Annotated in this window: 14 protein-coding genes; 5 read left to right on the top strand and 9 right to left on the bottom strand. The window is 69.5% G+C overall.

All coding sequences use genetic code 11. The features are described from left to right. Window positions 1-16 precede the first annotated feature (16 nt). Window positions 17-997, bottom strand: coding sequence for an ImpB/MucB/SamB family protein (locus ABZT03_RS17240; RefSeq protein ID WP_356039842.1), 981 nt, complete (start codon window positions 995-997; stop codon window positions 17-19). Beyond that, entirely contained in the window at window positions 994-4,449 is a 3,456-nt protein-coding gene (dnaE, locus tag ABZT03_RS17235; RefSeq protein WP_356039839.1) for a DNA polymerase III subunit alpha, read from the bottom strand. Before dnaE ends, ABZT03_RS17240 begins: the two co-directional genes overlap by 4 nt. 1,552 nt (window positions 4,450-6,001) lie before the next feature. On the opposite strand from dnaE, the gene ABZT03_RS17230 reads away from it, so the two are divergent. The 4 genes from ABZT03_RS17230 to ABZT03_RS17215 all read left to right on the top strand — a co-directional run bounded on the left by ABZT03_RS17230 (window position 6,002) and on the right by ABZT03_RS17215 (window position 9,279). Continuing rightward, window positions 6,002-6,265: a helix-turn-helix transcriptional regulator gene (locus ABZT03_RS17230; RefSeq protein ID WP_356039836.1), complete on the top strand. Its 264-nt coding sequence runs from the start codon at window positions 6,002-6,004 to the stop codon at window positions 6,263-6,265. A gap of 159 nt (window positions 6,266-6,424) precedes the next feature. Further along, window positions 6,425-7,309 (top strand): DUF6083 domain-containing protein, encoded by an 885-nt coding sequence (locus tag ABZT03_RS17225; RefSeq protein WP_356039835.1) that lies wholly within the window; start codon window positions 6,425-6,427, stop codon window positions 7,307-7,309. Next, complete coding sequence (locus tag ABZT03_RS17220; protein ID WP_356039832.1) at window positions 7,306-7,809, top strand: hypothetical protein; 504 nt, start codon at window positions 7,306-7,308, stop codon at window positions 7,807-7,809. Before ABZT03_RS17225 ends, ABZT03_RS17220 begins: the two co-directional genes overlap by 4 nt. Window positions 7,810-7,818: 9 nt before the next feature. Beyond that, the gene (locus ABZT03_RS17215) at window positions 7,819-9,279 is read left to right on the top strand and encodes a UvrD-helicase domain-containing protein (RefSeq protein ID WP_356039830.1); all 1,461 of its coding nucleotides are present in this window, start codon (window positions 7,819-7,821) and stop codon (window positions 9,277-9,279) included. A gap of 87 nt (window positions 9,280-9,366) precedes the next feature. Here the strand turns inward: ABZT03_RS17215 and ABZT03_RS17210 are convergent, their stop codons facing one another. Then, window positions 9,367-10,335, bottom strand: coding sequence for an S-4TM family putative pore-forming effector (locus ABZT03_RS17210; RefSeq protein WP_356039827.1), 969 nt, complete (start codon window positions 10,333-10,335; stop codon window positions 9,367-9,369). Further along, on the bottom strand, window positions 10,332-11,198 hold the full coding sequence (locus ABZT03_RS17205; protein ID WP_356039824.1) for a CBASS oligonucleotide cyclase: 867 nt from the start codon (window positions 11,196-11,198) through the stop codon (window positions 10,332-10,334). The genes ABZT03_RS17210 and ABZT03_RS17205 overlap by 4 nt, the downstream gene beginning before the upstream one ends. A gap of 187 nt (window positions 11,199-11,385) precedes the next feature. Between ABZT03_RS17205 and ABZT03_RS17200 the strand changes: the two genes are divergently transcribed. Then, the gene (locus ABZT03_RS17200; RefSeq protein ID WP_356039821.1) at window positions 11,386-12,129 is read left to right on the top strand and encodes an ImmA/IrrE family metallo-endopeptidase; all 744 of its coding nucleotides are present in this window, start codon (window positions 11,386-11,388) and stop codon (window positions 12,127-12,129) included. Window positions 12,130-12,414: 285 nt separating this feature from the next. Here the strand turns inward: ABZT03_RS17200 and ABZT03_RS17195 are convergent, their stop codons facing one another. From ABZT03_RS17195 to ABZT03_RS17175, 5 genes are all read right to left on the bottom strand, one after another. Then, entirely contained in the window at window positions 12,415-14,133 is a 1,719-nt protein-coding gene (locus tag ABZT03_RS17195; protein WP_356039818.1) for a PHP domain-containing protein, read from the bottom strand. A gap of 435 nt (window positions 14,134-14,568) precedes the next feature. Then, a complete protein-coding gene (locus ABZT03_RS17190) occupies window positions 14,569-15,558 on the bottom strand; it encodes a slipin family protein (protein WP_356039931.1) in 990 nt (329 codons plus the stop codon). 171 nt (window positions 15,559-15,729) lie between these two features. Further along, complete coding sequence (locus ABZT03_RS17185) at window positions 15,730-16,635, bottom strand: S1 family peptidase (RefSeq protein WP_356039815.1); 906 nt, start codon at window positions 16,633-16,635, stop codon at window positions 15,730-15,732. Window positions 16,636-17,175: 540 nt separating this feature from the next. Further along, the gene (locus ABZT03_RS17180) at window positions 17,176-18,282 is read right to left on the bottom strand and encodes an LLM class flavin-dependent oxidoreductase (RefSeq protein WP_356039812.1); all 1,107 of its coding nucleotides are present in this window, start codon (window positions 18,280-18,282) and stop codon (window positions 17,176-17,178) included. A 6-nt stretch (window positions 18,283-18,288) separates the two neighbouring features. Continuing rightward, the gene (locus ABZT03_RS17175; protein WP_356039809.1) at window positions 18,289-18,468 is read right to left on the bottom strand and encodes a hypothetical protein; all 180 of its coding nucleotides are present in this window, start codon (window positions 18,466-18,468) and stop codon (window positions 18,289-18,291) included. Between the last annotated feature and the right edge of the window lie 4 nt (window positions 18,469-18,472).

Below are 18,472 nucleotides of genomic sequence, written 5' to 3'. Positions count from 1 at the left end.
TTCTTGGCACGAGCGGTCAGTCCGCCAGAGCTGCCGGACGTACAGCCTCCGGCCCAAAGCGTCGGCGGGCGCGATCCGCAGCGACTTCGGCTGCGCGGGCACGGGTATCACCAGAATCCAGAGAGAGCTGGCAGTAGGCGCTCTTGGCCGGCACCAAGCGGTCAGCACGGATCGCGAAGGCCCTGACTCGCGCCCGCTGCAGCCCCAGGGAGGTCAGCAAGCTCAGGGAAGCTGCGGCAAGAGCAGGTGAGTGGTTGGTGGGTTCCGACAGCGCGCGCGTACGTGTGGTGGAGCTGTGGTCGGCGTACCGCACAGTGAGCGTGAGTCGGCCGGCGATCTGGCTTTCACCACGCAGGCGTTGGCCGATCTGCTCGGCAAGTCCCAGGACCGCTCGGTGATGCTGTGCCGGGTCCAGGCAGTCCCGCTCCAGCATGAGATCGGCGACCAGGTTCGCTGCCGGTTCCGAAGGGCTCACCAGGCGAGGATCGTGACCGCGGGCGCGCTCGGCCAGCAGCCGGGCCGAACCGACTCCGAGGAGGCGTTGCAGGGTTACCGCAGGCATGTCTGCGATCTGGCCGATGGTGTGCAGCCCGTACTTGTTGAGAGTTTCCGCTGTTGCGCGCCCGATCCCCGGCAGAGCGGTGACCGGGCGGGGGTACAGCCAAGTGGCAGCCTCCCCGTCGCGGATCCAGGTGGTCTCTCCCAACGCGGACACGTCGGCCGCCATGGCTGCCAGCATGCGGTTGCCCGCGAGCCCAGCGCTGCTGTCGATGTTGTAGAGAGCCTTCAGGCGGAGCTTCGTCAACTGAACGACGTCATAGGGGGACAGACCGAAATATCTGAGTGCCGACGTCAGGTCGAGTTGAACGGCATTGGGCGGGACAGCCTGCACATGAGGCGTTATGCCGGACACCAGTTCGATTACATCGGCACACTCAGCCTCGCTCAGCGCAGCGTGCAGGTGGAGGTGGGCGATGTGCCGCTGCCGCTCAGTCATCCCGCACTCCCTGGGCTGCGGTGGCCGAACTTCTTCAGGTCGGCGGAGCGGGTGCCGGCGGGCTGGAGGTCGGCGTACGGATGCAGGCGGGCGCCGGTGGTGCCGTTGACCAGGGTGCGGTGCGGCTGAGCGGGGGTCGGATGCGGACGGCTCGCCCCGAGGAGCGCGAGGGCGGCTTCGGGGCCGTTGTCGCGGCGGGCGGCGGCGATCTCGTCCAGGTCCCAGGCCATGGAACCGACGACGGTACGACGGGTGCCCCGCACCTGGACCGTGCCGCGCACCAGCAGCAGTCCGCTGTGAAAGACGGTGTACGCGCAGGCCGGGTGGGAGTCCTCGAAGAACGCCAGATCCACCAGGCCCGAGCCGTCCTCCAGGGTGACGAAGATGACCCGCTTGCCGCTCGCGATCGGCGGGGTCTGCGTCGAGGCCCGCACTCCGGCGACCAACACCTGCTGACCTGCGCGCAGTTCGGCCAGGTGCGCCGCGTCCGTCGCGCCGATCTCGCGCAGCAGCCGGTGGTGATGCTCCATGAGGTGCTTGGAAACGTCGATGCCAAGGGTGCTCAGCTCGGCGTTGAGTGCTTCACGTCCGGTCATCTCCGGCAGCCCGCTCGGCTCCGCTCCCCCAACGGCGCCTGTGTCCATGGGCAGTTGACCGGCTCCCGCGGTCCGGTTGCGGGACTGCCGGTGCAGCTCGGTGATCTGGAGCAGCAGATCGCGCCGGGTGAGCTGGCCGTCGTGCAGAGAGGTCAACGCGCCGATCTCGGCGAGCCGTTCGGCGACCGGTCTGCTGGGACGGCCCCGCTGCCAGAAGTCCGACAGCGACCCGTACGGCTGCCCCTCCTCGATCCGCGCGCACTCCTCCTCACTGATACCGCGCACCCCGGACAGCGCGAGCCGCACGCCCCACTCCTCCTGCTCGGTCATCTCCACGACGTGCTTCACCTTCGAACGGTTGATATCGACGGGCAGGACCTGTACCCCGCGCCGCCGGGCGTCGGAGACCAGCACGCGCTTGGGCCACATCCCGGGGTCGTGTTCGAGGAGGCCGGCCAGCAGGAACGCCGGATGGTGGGCCTTCAACCAGGCGCTCTGCAGGGCCGGTACGGCGAACGCGACCGCGTGCGCGCGGCAGAAGCCGTAGGCCCCGAAGGCCTCGACGGTCCGCCAGACCTCGTCCCGGACGGCCGCGCTGTAGCCGCGCGCGCGTGCCAGCTTGTGGAACCAGTCCTTGATGCGGGGCAGTTGGTCCTTGTCGCCGAGGGCCCGCCGGGTGATCTCCGCGAAGGCCCGGTCGCAGCCGGTCAGTACGCGGAGGGTCTCGATGATCTGCTCGTGCCAGATGGTCACGCCGTAGGTGTCGGCGAGCACCGGCTCCAGATCCCGGTGCGCATACACCGGCGTACCGCCATGACGCGCGGCGATGTACCGCTCGGGCATGCCCCCGGCGACCGGCCCCGGGCGGAACAGACTGATGTCGGCGATGACGTCCTGCACATCACGGGGCTGGAGCCGGGACAGGAGGTCCTGCTGGCCCGGCGACTCCAGCTGGAACAGGCCCAGCGTCTGGCTCTCCTGGATGAGCTTGAAAGCGAACACGTCGTCGAGCGGCACCTGTCGGGGGTCGTCGAGGTCGACGCGGTTGCCGGTGGCGCGTTCGATCTCGGTGACGGCGTGGGCCATCGCGGACTGCATCCGCACGCCCAGGACGTCGAGTTTGATGTTGCCCAGCGCCTCGATCTCCTCTTTTGCGGCCATGGCCATGGGGTAGTCGCCTTGTGGGGTGGGCTGCACCGGCAGCCGGTCCAAGAGGGTCGCATCGCTGATGACCACTCCGCAGGGGTGCATGGCCATGCCGTGGATCAGAGAGTCAAGGCCCTCGGCGAGCTCCCATAGGGGCCCGTACCGGCTCGCCTCGGCCGCCAGTTGCCGCAGCTCGGGGAGTTCGGCGAGCGCGCTCGTGATATCGGAGGCACGCAGGTGCGGAAAGCTCTTGGCGATCCGGTCGACCTCTGCGGGCGCAACCCCCAACGCAAGACCGGTATCCCGCAGAGCCCTGCGTGCTCTGTAGGTCTCGGGCATCGCGGTGACCGCCACCCGTTCCTTGCCAAACCGTTCGAAGATCGCGTCGTAGCACTCCAACCGTCGAGCTGACTCCACGTCGATGTCGATGTCGGGCAACGATCCTCGGCGCACACTCAAGAAGCGTTCGAACAGCAGCCGGTGGTCGAGCGGGTTGGCGGTGGCAATGCCCAGCGCGTGGCAAACCAGTGAGCCGGCACCCGAGCCGCGGGCCGCGGCCCGGATGCCCTTCGCGCGGATATCGGTCACAACCTGGCCGACGGCGAGGAAATACGAGTCGTAGTCCAGCGCGGAAATCACCTTGAGCTCTTCGTCCAACCGATCGAGCGCCGATCGGTCGCGGTCGAGGCCGCGTCGGGCCAGCCCAGCCTCGCACTGACCCCGCAGCAACTGTGCGGCTCCACCGACTCGGGGCTCGGCGCCGAAGAGCGACGGTTCCGGGAGGTGCGCTGTGCCGAGTCCGAGGTCCACCTCAGGATCGACAGTGCAGGCGGCAGCCGTGCCGACAGTGTCCGCCATCAGGCGGCGGGCCCGGCGGGCGTCCGCTCCCGCGCACTCGGCGATCATCCGTGCCACGACCGTCATCTCCTTCTCGTCCTTGAGCCAGCGCTGCCCGCTGTCCAGACGGCGCCGGTCGATCGGGCGCAGCAGCCGTGCCGCGTCCAGGACGTCGGCGAGGCGGTGCTGGTCGGGGTCGGCGTAGCGGACGGCGTTGGAGAGCACGGCGGTGGTGCGGGTGCGGTCGGCCAGCGCGAGGGTGCGGGCGGCTAGACGCAGGGAGCCCGGAGCCGTGCCGAAACGATTCTGCGCAACGATCTCCAACCGCACTCCCCTCCCGAAGACCTCCCGCCAGGGCGCCAGCAGCTTCATCGCGACATCCTCCCGGCCCACCGACAACGCCCGCACCGGCTCCGAGAGCGGCCCGAGCAGGACAGTCAGTCCGGGGCCGCCGTACGCGCGCAGCGCCTCCCACGGCACCACCACCGGTGCCGCGCCGGACGCGGTGCCGGCATGGGCCGCCGACGTGATGCGGCACAGCCTCGCCCACCCCTCCCGGTCCTGGGCGAGCAGCACGAACCGCAGCGGCGGCTCGACCACGTGCGCGCCGCCGCGGGCGGGAGTGCGCAGGCGCTGTACGGGCGGCGGGGGCGCGAGGGCCTCCACCGCCAGGTCGATGCCGAAGACCGGCCTGATCCCCTCCTTCGTACATGCCTGTGCGAACCGGACAGCACCAGTGACGGTGTCCCGGTCAGTGAGCGCGAGCGCGGGCATGCCCCGCTCGGCCGCCCGGCCGGCGAGCTGCTCGGGGTGGGAGGCGCCATAGCGGGCGGAGTAACCGGACGCGACGTGCAGATGAGCGAAGTCCGCCATGCCACACCTCCATCACTCCACCCCTTTTCGGCCATCCGCCCGATATATTCACCGCACGTCCGTTCGATTACTCTAACCCCATCAGTCCCGGTCAGCGACCCGCATTCGAACACATCAGCGATTCTCGGAGGGGATGAGCAGCGTCCGAAACAGGCACCATCCCGTCAGCTCCCCAGGCGGGCTGAGCAGTTGGGGCAGTCGCCTCGCGGTGCACATCACGCCACAGTCGTTCAGCAACTTGATGCGGATGCAGGCAACGACTTGCAGCGCGAACAGCACTTCCCGTAACGGGCGGCCTCAGATCGGTCGCCACCGACTCTCGGGGCTCGAGTCACCGTCCGATCGGCCAGCCGACCGCCGACGCTGATCACCTTCCGCCAGCAGTTCCCAGCAAAGATCTCCGGAGACAAGGGCCACGTCCCAGGAAGCGAGGGACGTCGTCAACCGATCGAGCACAGAGGGCAGAGCAGCAGAAACAAGTCCACACTCACGTGCGATCCGATCCAGTTCGGCACATCCGCGACCCGACGGACGATCTGCGTGTGCCGCAAGACAGAGGGCCGCCAGTTGCAGAGACGGGTCACCGGCGTGCACACCGCCATCCCTCGCCGTACGTAGCGCCCAGTCGGCAGCTTGCCTGCGGTCTGGACGCGCCGGCCGTTGAGCAAACAACGCGCCGTCCAGAATCTGGGCAACCACCACTCCGTCTCCAGAGCCCGGGACAGTCGGCGTTCTGCGGAGCCACCGCGCCTGCTCCAGCTCAACCCACGGGAGTGGATCACGGCTGAGACGAAGACCGCGCAGAACCCCGGTCGACAGGCGGACCCGCCCCATGGAGTCCATGCGCAGTGCGCACTGCACGGCCAGGAGCCGGGCCGCAGACCCGGTTCGACTCGGCAGAGCCGCAGCCAAATAGCTGAGCATCTCCTGCACCCGAACCTGGTCACCCGGCCCTTTGCGGCGTCGTCCGCGGCGGCGCGGGGCGCTGTCCGGCGACATCGCGGCCACACGCAGGAAGGTTTCCGGAACCACGGCGGCCTGCTCCGTCATCGAGGAGCAGGCCGTACACGCATCGGCAAGGCGCCAGACCCGCCCACCCTGCTCACGGGCCAGCAGCAGACGGATAGGGCCGGCACAGCCGCGGTGACGGGGGTGCCAGCGACAGCCTCGTTCATGGCACTGACAGGTGCGCATGTGCGACGGAAGAACGTCACGCCGGGCATGTCCAGCCAGGTGCTCGAGTGCCGCGGAACGCGCGGACACGACAGCGAGCAGCACGTCCCGGCGGTCGCACTGCTGGCACACAAGCTGCGGACCGCCAGAGCCGGGCCGCAGCTCCACGGTCCAAGCGCGCCGCGCTGTCGGGCGTGATGTGCAGAGCCTCATGAAGCCGACGCCCCTCCCAGTCCTGTTCCGCGTCACAGTCCGCCACGAAAGGCGGCGGCCGCACACGGTAGTGCAGACCTCTGCCCCACCGCTCAGGCCGCCACCTGGGGAAATAGGGCAGAGGTCTGCACTGACAGGGCAGGGGTCTGCCCCGTCGGATGGTCAGGTGACGATCTTTCCGCCCGATCCGGACCTCGAGGCGCTCCGCCTGGAGCTCGCGCGCCTGAGGGCGGCCCGAGGGTGGAGCTATGACGAGCTCGCCGCCCGTAGCGGCCTCGCCAGACGCACTCTCATCGAGATCGAGCAGGGCCGCACGATTGGGACCCTCAAGACCTGGCACGCCCTCGCACACGCCCTCGGCACCCCGCTCGACGAGCTCTTCTCCATGCTGTGCAACGGACACGAACCCCCTTCGGCAACCGGCGACTGACCGGCTTCGGGACCGCATTCGCCAACCGCCCGAATTGGTGACCCGAAGCGAACAGGTGCTCGCGTAATCGAAAGCCAGTCGCAACAGATTGGGCTGTCCGGGGGACAGCTACGGCAGCGACACCGCTCGAGCGACGTGTTGGCTGGCAGGTTCGCCCGCATGCACTCCACACCCCTTTCCCCACACCGCCGGGACGGCAGCCCCGTCCATATCCATGGGAGACGTTCTCTCCGCGTCAGCGGCGACAGTGCCAGCCGTCTGCTGCGGTGTGGTCAAAGCGACCGCTGCCGCGATTGCGGCAACCGCATCGAGTGGTACCACCGCACCAACGAGCGGCCTGTCCGACTGCACCCTGAGGAACTGCCTACCGAGAAGGTGCCCGCTGCCTGCCACTGGCACGTCAGCCGCGGTGTCGCTCATCCTGCGGGCGACGGCAGCGACTGGTGCCGACTGCCGCATGCCCTGCTGTGCCCTGCCCGCGAAGCCCTTGTGGAGGCTCCCGAATTGGCAGGACTGCGCCGCGCTCTGGCGGTCAACACCCGCCGCCTGATCGACCGCGGTGCATTCGTTCCTCTTTCCACTCCGCCGAACGCCGAGGCCTCACCGACGAGTACGTGCCGGCCCGCCCGTCCCGTCGTACAACTCCTCTACATCCGCTACCTCGCCAACCGCCCGGTGGACGAGATCCAGTGCGTCGCCCAGACCCGCCGACGCCGCCGCTGCACCAGTCCACTGCTCACGCCTGAGTCTCCGGCAGGGGTCTGGGCTCTCGTGCCCACCACGGCTGTTCAAGGTCAACTTCCTTTGGGCGGGGAGGTGATGGTCGTCTACGCGCTCACACATCTTGGCTATGCCGATCAACTGCGGTGGAGGGCCCAGCGCTGCTCGGAGCACGCCGCCATTCCTACGGCGCCTGACGTGGCGGTGCCCGAGTGGGAGCCCTTCGACCCGCTCGTGCACCACGACCACATCCGCACCCGGCTCCCAACGATCAGCCGGCGTCCCGGGTCTGCCGACCGGAGCAGGAGGGCGCAGCAGCCATGACCGCGCACTACGCGATCGAGATCGTCCTGACCCGGCCCGCCACCGACGATGAGCTGGGCCGTGCCGGTCGTGTCGTGGCTCTGGCCAGCGACACCAACCCCACCAGACTGCTGGCCCTGCAGCGCGCCAAGACTCCTGGCCGTGCGCTACGAGTGCTACGCCGGCGGCTCGATGCCATCCTGCCCATCGACGTGCTCACCACCCACCACCCGGACAAGAAGGGCCGTGTCCTGCTGAACGTCACCCTCAGTCCCGCCGCCCGCACCACCATCCACCGTGCCGCGGCAGCCCGCGACCAACGCCCCCGGGACTTCCTGAGCCAGGCCGTGACCAGCGCCGTTGTCCGGCACGGAGAAGAGCGTGCCCGCCATCTGACTGCCAGGCTGGAAGAGCTGCTGGTCGAGCACACTCCGGAAGAACTGCTGCTCTGCGTAGCCAATGCGTTCCGCAGTCATCCCCACGGCCGGCCAAGAGGCGAGTGCGCCTCCGCCCCTTCTTGAGGAGCCTTTGTGTCCACCCCGACCGACGAGCAGGTCCACGCCGTCGACGCCTTCCGAGCAGGACACCACCTCGCCCTTCAAGCGGGTGCCGGCACCGGCAAGACCACCACCCTCGAGATGCTTGCCGTCAACACCAAACGACGCGGCCGCTACGTCGCCTTCAACAAGGACATCGCCTGCCACGCCGCTGCACGCTTCCCCCGTACGGTGACGTGTAGAACAGCACATGCGACCGCGTACGCCGCCCTCGGCCACCGCTATGCCGGACGGCTCAACGGTCCGCGCCAGCCCGCCTGGAAAACCGGCCAGGTCCTCGGCATCACCCGGCCCATCCGCATCGGCGATCACGAGATCAGCCACAGGGCGCTCTCCAACTCGGCGCTCCGCACCGTGAAGCGCTTCTGCTACTCGGCCGACCGAGTTCTGAGCCACCACCACGTACCGCGACTCCGCCGCCTGACAACACATGCCGAGCATGCCCAACTCGCAGACGTGGTCTTTCCGTTCGCAGTCAAGGCGTGGGCCGACCTTCAGAACCCCCACCAGGGTGTGGTCCACTTCGAGCACGACCATTATCTGAAGATGTGGGCCCTGACCCAGCCGAAGATCGAAGCGGACTTCCTCTTCCTCGACGAAGCCCAGGACACCAACCCCGTCCTGGAGCAGGTCTTCCACGCGCAGCGTGACCATGCCCAGCTCGTCATGGTGGGCGACTCCGCCCAGGCCATCTACGGCTGGCGCGGCGCCCGCGACGTGATGACCGACTTCGACGACGCCACAGCACTCACCCTCACCCGCTCCTTCCGCTTCGGCCCCCTCCTCGCCGAACAAGCCAATCGCTGGCTCGAACTCGCCGAGGCGCCCATCCGGTTGACCGGCAGCGAGACAATGCCCACAGAAGTCGGGGAAATCGCCAACCCGGATGCGGTGCTGTGCCGCACCAACATCGGCGCCATGGCCGAGGTCATGCGACTCCTCTCCGGCGGCCGCCGCGTCGCCCTCGCCCGCGGCGGACACACCCTCGCCACGCTGGCGTTGGCCGCGCATGACCTCAAAGAAGGCCGCCGAACCAGCCATCCCGAACTCGTCCTCTTCGCCTCCTGGGGCGAAGTACAGGACTACGCGGCTTACGACCCCTCCGGCGGCGACCTCCAGCCCTTCGTCGACCTGGTCGACACGCACGGCCCCGAAGCGATTCTCTCTGCGGTCAACAAGCTCACCGCTGAGGACGATGCCGACGTAATCGTCTCCACCGCCCACAAGGCCAAGGGCCGTGAATGGTCAACTGTCCGTATCGGTGACGATTTCCCGCCCCCTAAGGAGACCGATCAACAGGACGCCGAAGGCCGTCCCATTCCTGAACCCGTCAGCGACACTGACGCCCGTCTCGCCTACGTCGCAGTCACCCGAGCACGTCGCCAACTCGACCTTGGAGGACTGTCCTGGATCGACAAGCACCTTGGAAAATGATTGCCCATCACCTGGCCGGGCCACCGTCACGGGCACGACAAGGCCGAGGCAGTTCACCGAAGGGCCTGGAGAGTCCCGCCCAGCGGATTATGGGGGTGGGGATATGTTTTGGGCGAGGCGGACGCGGTGACCTTCTGCGGTGTCGCCGAAGTCGCGTTCGTCGTCGTTGCGGAAGCGTTTGTAAAACCACTCGGGTACTCGGGTGGTGTCCAAGCGGGTGCGGAGTACGCCGTCCTGTACGTCTCGTGCCACGTTCCGTAGGCGATGCCATTCATCGTCGAGGACAGGGCCGGGGTGCCCGTTGTGTAGCTCGGCGTTGACGACCTTGGTGAGCAGGTCACGTTCCTCGGCTACCTTGCGTTGTCCAGACCAGATCTCGTAGGCGATCTGATAGGCAGCCAGGGACGGGACGAAGAAGCTGAGAAGGGTGTCTCCCAGAGTGGCGTCCGCGACCACGAGACCGGCGACGAGGCCGACGGCGGTCCACAGCATGGCGATAGTGGCGATGAGGTAGCTGTAGCGGCGGCGGAGGCGGGCGTCCCAGGCGAGGTTCTGTTCCTGGGCGATGAACACGTCGTAGGGGTAGTGGACGTCATTGGTGGGGTCGTACCAGCCTGCGGTGATGCGCTCGTCCTTCGCGCCGCCGCGAGGGAGCTTGCGCGCGAGACGGCGGACGTCGGGTTCGGGAACGGGGTCGCCTGCAACGGTGGAGCGCCACGGCAAGTGGAAGAGGGTGACGTCGAACATCTCCTGGAGCAGGGCGCCCTGGCGGGCAGTGTTCCCGGCGAGGCCCTTGAGCAGGAACGCGGAGACGAGGAACCAGAAGAATCCGACGATCGAGACGACGGTGCGGCCGTGGCCGATCAGCGTGATCAGGACGCCGGCAGCGGCGAGCGCGACGGCGGCTGTGACGCGCACAGCTTCGAGGAGTTGGCCGCGTCGGTGGCTTGCCGACGCGGCGCGTTGGAGGAGGAGCATGTCGTCGTCGAGCTGTCGCTCGTGGATGGCCCGAGGAGGGATCCCGTGGACGCCGTCGGGGCCGGTGGAGATGTTCATGGCCTGGTCATCCGGTTCCCGAACAGCTTCTTCCACTCGTCGTAGGCGGCGCGCTCCTGGCCTTCGTCCTCCAGGTCGACTGCCCGTTCTGCGATGGCGCGGGCCTGGTTGAGTGCGTTGGCCGCGGCAAGCTTCTGGATCGCGTTCATGACGGCGTTGACGTCACCCCCCAGACCCGCGGGGTCGGGCCACTCGTCGTCGATGCGTTCGGCGGCGGTGGCCAGGAACAGCACGATCTCGTCCTGGTAGCGCCCGATCGGCGGCTTCACCAGCGACTGGGCCATGACTTCCAAGAGGAAGGAGGGCGACACGGGCTCGCCGAGTTGGCGGTTGATGCCCTTGACCATCTTGACGAAGGGCACGTACTTGCCGTCGCATTCGGTGTTCTTGGCGATGCTCAGCTCGTGGTGGCGCTTGGGGTTGGTCGCGATCCAGTCGCCTGCCGAGGGATCGGGGATGTAGTAACCGCCGCCGTCTCGCTTGAAGGCGGGGACTACGTCGATCGACATGACCTCGTCGTCGGGGCCGTAGGGGATCACGACGGCCATGCCGTCTCGGGCGGCATCGCTCCACTTCTGACGGAGCAGGGTCTCCAAGGCGTTGATCACTTGGATGGGAGCTTGATCGCGGAAGCCTGCCTGGGAACCGTTGGCATCGGGGACCACGAAGATGTCGATGTCCTTGAGCTTCTTCGTCTTGGTGTCGCGCCGGTAGCTGCCGGTGAGGAAGTCGTCGGCGAGGTCCCAGTGCGACCGGACGAAGTCGCGGATGGCCTCGTGCCGTGCCTTCGCCAGATTCTGCTCGGTCTGGGTGATCTCCAGGTTGTGCTTGAGGTTGGCGAAAGCGTCGTCGATGTATCCCATGGCGCTGTCTCCCTGCTCGTGGTCTCAGCTGTGGAAGTACCGCATGCCGGTCGAGGCGTGCGGGGCGGAACCGAGAGTGCCGAAGTTGATGCCGCGCAGGCCGTCGATACTCGCCCGTTGGCCGGGGCCCCAACCTGGCTGCGGGGTGCGGGGCCTGTTGAAGGTGCAGAACAGCTGATACGTCGCGTTGCCCGACCTGAATCTGCCGCGCGTCCCAGTCGACGAAGGACAGACTCTCTATTCCGCCGATATCGAACAGGCAGCTGCTCAGGTCCGAGACTGGTGGAACGTCCCACGCGGTCCAGTTCAAGATGTCGTGCGGCTACTGGAGATGAACGGAATTATTGTCGTCCGCTTCCGTGTCAGCATCGAAAAAGTTGATGCATTCTGCGTTGACTTCCCTGACAGGCCTGTTGTCGCCCTTGGAGCCGACAAGGGCTTGCGTGACCGCTCCCGCTTCGATTCGGCTCACGAACTGGGCCATCTGGTCCTGCACGGTGTCAACGGAAGAATTGGCGATAAGGTCACCGAGAGTCAGGCCCACGAGTTCGCCGCAGCGTTCCTCATGCCAGCCGAAGACATCAAACCCGAACTTCCGGAACGGCTTGATTGGCCCGCATTTCTCCGCTTGAAGACCAAATGGCACGTCTCCCTAGCTGCCCTCCTGGTCAGGGCAAAAACTCTCGGCGTCATGAGCGAACACACCTACGCGCAGGCATGGAAAACGTTGTCCGTCAGGGGATGGAGGAAAGCGGAACCAGGCCCTCTGGGGAATCCGGAGGCTCCGGTACTTCTGCAACGCGCACTGGAACTCATGGAAACGACAGGGACCTCATTCGCCGATTTCATCAATCGTTCCGGACTTCCGGAAGCCGATATTCGAAACCTGCTCAGCAGAGATATCAGCGAACGGCCTCGTGTGGAGTTTTGATCTACCCATCCCCGACTTCTGATCGACCCCAGAGGTGTTGCACGGTCGAAATCCTGAGGTTCGCACTGACTGCGCCAGGCCACGGCTTCCATGCACAACCTCGCCAACCGGCGCCGGCCAAACTCTCTTGGCGCTCACAGGTTGCCCTTATCACAGAGCGTGACGAGTAGACATCACGGCCTTCACGAATTGCGCATTTCCCCTGGACGACTGCTTCGGAACTGCTGCGCACGTCTGATGGAACCCCAGGTCACAGCTCCGGCGTTGCACACGAAGTTGCGCACCCTACACCGGCGTACGGGACAGGAGGGTGGCGTCGGAGAGCAGGACCCCGCAGGGGTGCATGGCGATCCCGCGCGGGAGGGCGTCGAGGGCCTCGACCAGCTCCCAGAGCTTCCCGGACTTCGTACCCTCCTGCTGGAACTCCTTTGCCAGTGACTTGAGTTCGGGCAGTTCCGCCAGCGCCGCGCGGGCGTCGCGGGCGCGGATGTGCGGGAAGGACTTGGCGATGCGGTCGATGTCGGCGGGGTCCATCGAGAGGGCCGCGCCCACGTCGCGGATCGCGTGCCGGACCCGGTACGTCTCCGGCATCGCGACCGTCGCCACCCGCTCGGTGCCGAAGCGGCCGATGATCGCGCGGTAGACCTCCAGGCGGCGCGCGGACTCCACGTCGATGTCGATGTCGGGCAGGACCTGGCGGCGCTTGGACAGGAAGCGCTCCATCAGCAGCCCGTGCTCGACCGGGTCGGCGTGCGCGATGCCGAGCAGGTGGTTGACCAGGCTGCCCGCGCCGGACCCCCTCGCGGCGACACGGATGCCCATCTTCCGCACGTCGTCCACCACTTGGGCGACGGTCAGGAAGTAGGAGGCGAAGCCGTGGTGGGCGATGATGTCCAGCTCCCGGTGCGTCCGCTCCCAGTAGGCGCGCCGGGTGTCGTAGCCGAGCCGCACCATGCTGGCCGCCGCCCGCGAGGCGAGTGCGCGCTGCGCGGTGCGGCGGCCGGCGCCGACCAGGTGCGGCTCGGGGAAGTGGACCGTGCCGATGCCGAGGTCGTCCTCGGGGTCGACGAGACACTCGGCGGCCGTCGCCCGGGTCTGCTCCAGCAGCCGGTGGGCGGTGTCGCGCCGGAAGCCGGCGGCCTCCACGATCCGCTCCGCCACCTGGAGCATGACGTCGCCGTCCTTGAGCCACGCCTCGCCGGAGTCCAGTTCCCCGGTGGGGTCGACGGGCACGAGCCGGCGGGCGGCGTCCAGGACGTCGGCGACCGGGCCGGCCCCGGCGTCGGCGTACCGGACGGCGTTGCTGAGCACGGGGCGGACCCGCTGCTCGGCGGCGAAGCCCACGGTGCGGGCGGCCAGCCGCAGCGAACCGGGGCCGGTGCCCTGCCGGCCGTGCCAGACGGCTTCGAGGCGCAGGGCGTCGCCGTAGATCTCCCGCCAGGGGACCAGGAGCCGGGCGGCGCGGTCGGGGCGCCCGGCGGTGAGCGCGCGGCCGACATCGGAGCCGGGGCCGAGCAGGACGGTCAGACCGTCCCCCGTGTTGCCGGCCCAGGGCAGCAGGGGCGCGCCCTCCCCCGCGTGCGCCGCCGTGACGAGCCGGCACAGGTCGGCCCAGCCCCGGGCGCCGTCCCGGGCGAGGAAGGTGACGCGGGGTGTCGACTCGTCGATGAAGGCGCCCCCGCGTACGGGGGTGCGGCGCCTCTCCCGGCCCGCGGGGCCCTCTCCGCGCATCTGCGCGTCCGGGCCTGGACCGTTCCCGCCGAAGCCGTTCCCGCGTACGGGCTCGGGGTCCGCCACCGCCAGGTCCACGCCGAACAGCGGGCGGACGCCGGCCTGCGCGCACGCCTTGGCGAAGCGGACCGTGCCGGCGAGGGTGTCGCGGTCGGTGAGCGCGAGGGCGTCCATCCCCCGCTCGGAGGCACGCTCCGCCAGCCGCTCCGGGTGGGTGGCTCCGTAGCGGAGGGAGAACCCGGAGACGGTGTGCAGATGCGTGAAACCCGGCACCCGCACCTCCCGCACTCGTGAGCCTCGCCGACTCTCGAACATCTGTTCCCAGTCACCTCACCCCCACCATAGACCAAATTTCGAATGCGTGTGCGATTCAGATGGGATGCGGGTCCGGCACCGCCCCACCTGCGCAAACGCGCCGTGACGAGGGGTACGGCGACGGAGCACGGACCGCCCGGGGGCCGGGCCCCGACAAGCCCCGCAAGCCCCGCGAGGCCGGGCAGCCGGGCAGCCGGGCAGCCGGGCAGCCGGGCAGACTGCCATCGGGTCCCACCGGGCCGCGGCCCGTCACAGCAGCAGGGGCAGCGCGCTGAGGATGAGGGCCCGGCGGCGGCCGAGCAGGGCCCCTCCACCCGCCGCGGGGGCGTGGAGCCGACTACCCGGCCTACGGCGGGAAACCCCACACTCCGGCCCTGGAGGGCCTCTGTGACCCTAGCTCTGGACCGGCTCCGCCCCAGGGGAGCCGGGGGCCGGGCGGGGCTCGGCAGGCGGAAGGTGTTCCCGCACCGGTCGCGCGGTCGCCCCCGGCGGCGGGGCCTGCGGCGCGGGCTCCACGGCCACCGGCGGCGACACCGGCACGGGCTGCGGCTGCTGCTGTACGGCCATCGGCACGGGCTGCGGCTGTACCGCCACCGGCGGCGCCGGCTGTGGCTGCGGTGCCGGCTGTTGGGCCTTTTCCAGGAAGCGCAGGAGTTCCACCGGGAAGGGCAGCACCAGGGTGGAGTTCTTCTCGGCGGCGACCGCCACCACCGTCTGCAGCAGCCGCAGTTGCAGCGCGGCCGGCTGTTCCGACATCTGCGCGGCGGCCTCGGCGAGCTTCTTGGACGCCTGGAGCTCTCCGTCCGCGTTGATCACCCGGGCCCGCCGCTCCCGGTCGGCCTCCGCCTGGCGGGCCATGGACCGCTTCATCGTCTCGGGCAGGGACACGTCCTTGATCTCCACCCGGTCGATGGTGACGCCCCACTCCACGGCCGGACTGTCGATCATCAGCTCCAGGCCCTGGTTGAGTTTCTCCCGGTTGGACAGCAGGTCGTCCAGGTCGCTCTTGCCGATGATGGACCGCAGCGAGGTCTGCGCCATCTGCGAGACCGCGAACCGGTAGTCCTCGACCCGGACGATCGCCTCGGCCGCGCCGGTCACCCGGAAATAGACGACGGCGTCCACCCGTACCGTGACGTTGTCCCGGGTGATGCCCTCCTGGGCCGGCACCGGCATCGTCACGATCTGCATGTTGACCTTGCGCAGCTTGTCCACGAAGGGGACCACCAGCGTGAACCCCGGCCCGCGCACCTCCGGCCGGAGCCGGCCCAGCCGGAACACCACACCGCGTTCGTACTGCTTGACGACCCGCGCCGCCGCCATCGCGTACACCGCCGCGGCGGACGCGAGCGCCGCTCCCGCCACCACCAGCTCCTCCACCATCGCCGGCCCCCAGGGTCCGAAGTGGTCGCAGTACAGCGTCACAGGGGAGTACTGCCCGTGTCTCGACGGTAACTCCGCGCCCGGACAAGGGCGAGCCCCCGCACGCCGGTTGCGTGCGGGGGCTGCTGTGCCGACCGGGTCGGGCCGCGCGAACGGCCCGGGCGGAGGGTCCTAGAAGACGTGGACGCCGTAGGCGCTCAGGGCCTCGGTGACCGGCTGGAAGAAGGTCGTACCGCCGGAGCTGCAGTTGCCGCTGCCGCCGGAGGTGAGACCGTAGGCGATGCCGCTGTTGGAGTAGAGCGGGCCGCCGGAGTCGCCGGGCTCGGCGCAGACCGTGGTCTGGATCAGGCCGTAGACGACGTCGCCGCCACCGTAGTTGACCGTCGCGTTGAGCGCGGTGACACGGCCGCTGTGGATGCCGGTCGTGGAGCCGCGACGGTAGACCGTGGTGTTGACGGAGGGGGTGGCGGCGCTGGTGATGTCGACGCTGCCGACGGCCCCCGACTTGGCGACCGAGGAGTTCGTGTACCGGACGAGGCCGTAGTCGTTCGACGGGAAGCTGGAGCCGGCGGTGGTGCCGAGCGTGGTCGAGTGACCCGAGTTGGACCACCAGGTGCCGGCGCCGTCGGTGCAGTGGCCGGCGGTCAGGAAGTAGTAGTTCCCGCTGTTGTCCTGGACGTTGAAGCCCAGCGAGCAGCGCCAGCTACTCGCATAGATGGCGTCGCCGCCCGAGATGAGCTTCTGGAACCTGCCCGGGGTGTGCTTGATCGTGAGCGCGCCGGCGTTGGTGCCCGCCTGCTCCTTGATCTTCGCGATCTCGGCCTTGGAGACCGTGCTGTCGACGGTGACGACGACACGGTTGGTCTTGCTGTCGACGGTCCAGGCGGTGCCGGGGACGTCGGCTTTGAGCACCGAGCCACTGGCGCTCTTGAGCTGGGTGGTGCTGAACGGGGTGGCGGCGGACGCGTTCGCGTTGGGGATCGCGATCGCTACGGCGGCCACGAGGCCGGTGGACACGGCGATCAGCCGAATCCGTCTCGCCGTGCCGCCGCGGGGGGTGGTGCGCTTGATCCTCACTTTTCGTTCCCTCCCAGGGGAAGTCGGGGGCCCGCGTGGGGTCGGGGCCCGTGAGGCGCAGTCGGGGGCGGACGTCCGGATTCCGAACTCGCCGTGCCCCTGACAAGCGCTGAGGGGGAGTATTCGGCCGAACGACCGGTAGGCGCAAGGGCGCCTTTCGGCCGTCAACCTTTGAACGAACTGTGCGGTACGGGCGGGATGACCACTCCCCCGCGACCCCGCCACCGGCGCCGGTCGCGCCCTCCCGAACCGACCGTGACACGCAGGGCGTTGACCCTGGCGGCCGGTCCGCCGGCCGCCGGTGGGCGTGGCCCCGTCGGCTTCGGCCACCCGGGCCCCGCGACTGTCCGGAAGTCGCCCCTCCGGATAGGCCGCCGGGCGGCGCCTGCCAGGGTCCGGCGGGTCGCCCGCACAGTTCAGCGCGGTGCCCGTGCCACCCCGTCCAGCCGTCGGCGGCGGCGCGCCGCACCAATGCGCCGAGTTCGCCCGCGGCGGGTGCGCGGCCAGGTGCGTCCGGCGGCGTGGGGCGCGGGCCTCCGGTCATGGCGTTCCCCCGGTCGGGGCGTACCGGTTGACGGGTCCGGCGAGCCCGAGGTGCTCCCGGAGCGTGCTGCCCGGGTAGAAGGTGCGGAACAGACCCCGGTGCTGGAGCAGGGCCACCGTGCCGTTGACCAGTCGTTCCAGGTCACGGCGCGGCTGGACGGGCGTGAAGTGGAAGCCGTCGACGCCGCCCCCGGCGTGCCAGGCGGCGACCAGCTCCGCGAGGCCGACGGGCCCGCCGCGGTAGAGCGGGCCCCGCGCGGTCTGCCGGGGGCCGCCCCCGCCGTGGCCAGGCTCGGCCGCGTGCTCCCCGTCGCCGAGATCGACGGCGAGGCTCGCGAGGACCCGCAGCTCGTCGGGGTGCCGGCCGAAGGCCGGTGCGGCGGCGCGCAGTTCGTCCCGTACGGCACCGGCCTGCCCGGGGTTCACCGCCCGCACGAGCACCACGTCGGCGTAACGGGCCGCGGTCGCCCGGACGTGCCCCTCGGTGGCGTCGACCACCCGCACGGGGTGCCCCTGCGGCGGACGCGGGACGGTCGAGGGGTCCCCGGCCGAGAAGGCGGAGCCGGTGGGGTCGACCCGGCGCGGGTCGTCCCGGTCGGCGAGAGGGCCCGTGGCCACGTCCCTGGTCTCGGCGTCGTCCGCCCGGCTGTCCCACAACCGGGCGGCCACGTCGGCCACTTCACCGTCCCGCCACAGCTCGGCCACTCCACCGGCCTCCCGCCACAGCGCGTCGACGGGGGACGGGGGACGGCGGCCGAAGGGGCGGGCCTCCCCCTCGGTGGCCGGCACCGCCAGCCGCCAGCCGGCCCTGCCGCGGCTGACCCGGTCGAGGGTCGCGACGGCCGCCCGGACGTGGAAGGGCTCCGTGTGGGTGGTCGTGACGGTGGGGACCAGGCCGACCCGGCGGGTGGCCGGCGCGACCCGGGACAGCACGGCGAGCGCGTCGGGGCCGGGGCGCGCGAAGGGGTCGTCCAGCGTCACGAAGTCGAGGCCGCCGCTCTCGGCGAGCCGCGCCAGCTCGACGTGGGAACCGGCGTCGTACGCCGTCCGCTGGTCGACGGCGGCGGCCAGGTGCAGCAGCGCCCGGCCGGGCTTGGGGGCCATCGCGGGTCACACCCTTCCGGTGCGGGCCCGAGGGACCGGGTCCGACCCGGGCTCGGAGAACCCTGGAGAGGAACGCCCGCGGACCGCGACGGCCTCGCCTGCCGGTACGGCGAGGCCGATGCCCCTGAACACTTCGCGGGAGCCGTAGCTCTTGTGGGCGGACCTGATGTCGACCATGCCGCTCATCGCG

The organism is Streptomyces sp. NPDC005574, assembly GCF_040605435.1.
Lineage (GTDB): Bacteria > Actinomycetota > Actinomycetes > Streptomycetales > Streptomycetaceae > Streptomyces.
This window is presented reverse-complemented; position numbering and strand designations above follow the sequence as displayed.

Bases quoted from the DNA above. Each gene is read 5' to 3' on its own strand.
- ABZT03_RS17240 (WP_356039842.1), bottom strand. From the start codon at position 997: ATGACTGAGCGGCAGCGGCACATCGCCCACCTCCACCTGCACGCTGCG.
- dnaE (WP_356039839.1), bottom strand. From the start codon at position 4,449: ATGGCGGACTTCGCTCATCTGCACGTCGCGTCCGGTTACTCCGCCCGC.
- ABZT03_RS17225 (WP_356039835.1), top strand. From the start codon at position 6,425: ATGCACTCCACACCCCTTTCCCCACACCGCCGGGACGGCAGCCCCGTC.
- ABZT03_RS17220 (WP_356039832.1), top strand. From the start codon at position 7,306: ATGACCGCGCACTACGCGATCGAGATCGTCCTGACCCGGCCCGCCACC.
- ABZT03_RS17210 (WP_356039827.1), bottom strand. From the start codon at position 10,335: ATGAACATCTCCACCGGCCCCGACGGCGTCCACGGGATCCCTCCTCGG.
- ABZT03_RS17205 (WP_356039824.1), bottom strand. From the start codon at position 11,198: ATGGGATACATCGACGACGCTTTCGCCAACCTCAAGCACAACCTGGAG.
- ABZT03_RS17190 (WP_356039931.1), bottom strand. From the start codon at position 15,558: ATGGTGGAGGAGCTGGTGGTGGCGGGAGCGGCGCTCGCGTCCGCCGCG.
- ABZT03_RS17180 (WP_356039812.1), bottom strand. From the start codon at position 18,282: ATGGCCCCCAAGCCCGGCCGGGCGCTGCTGCACCTGGCCGCCGCCGTC.
- ABZT03_RS17175 (WP_356039809.1), bottom strand. From the start codon at position 18,468: ATGAGCGGCATGGTCGACATCAGGTCCGCCCACAAGAGCTACGGCTCC.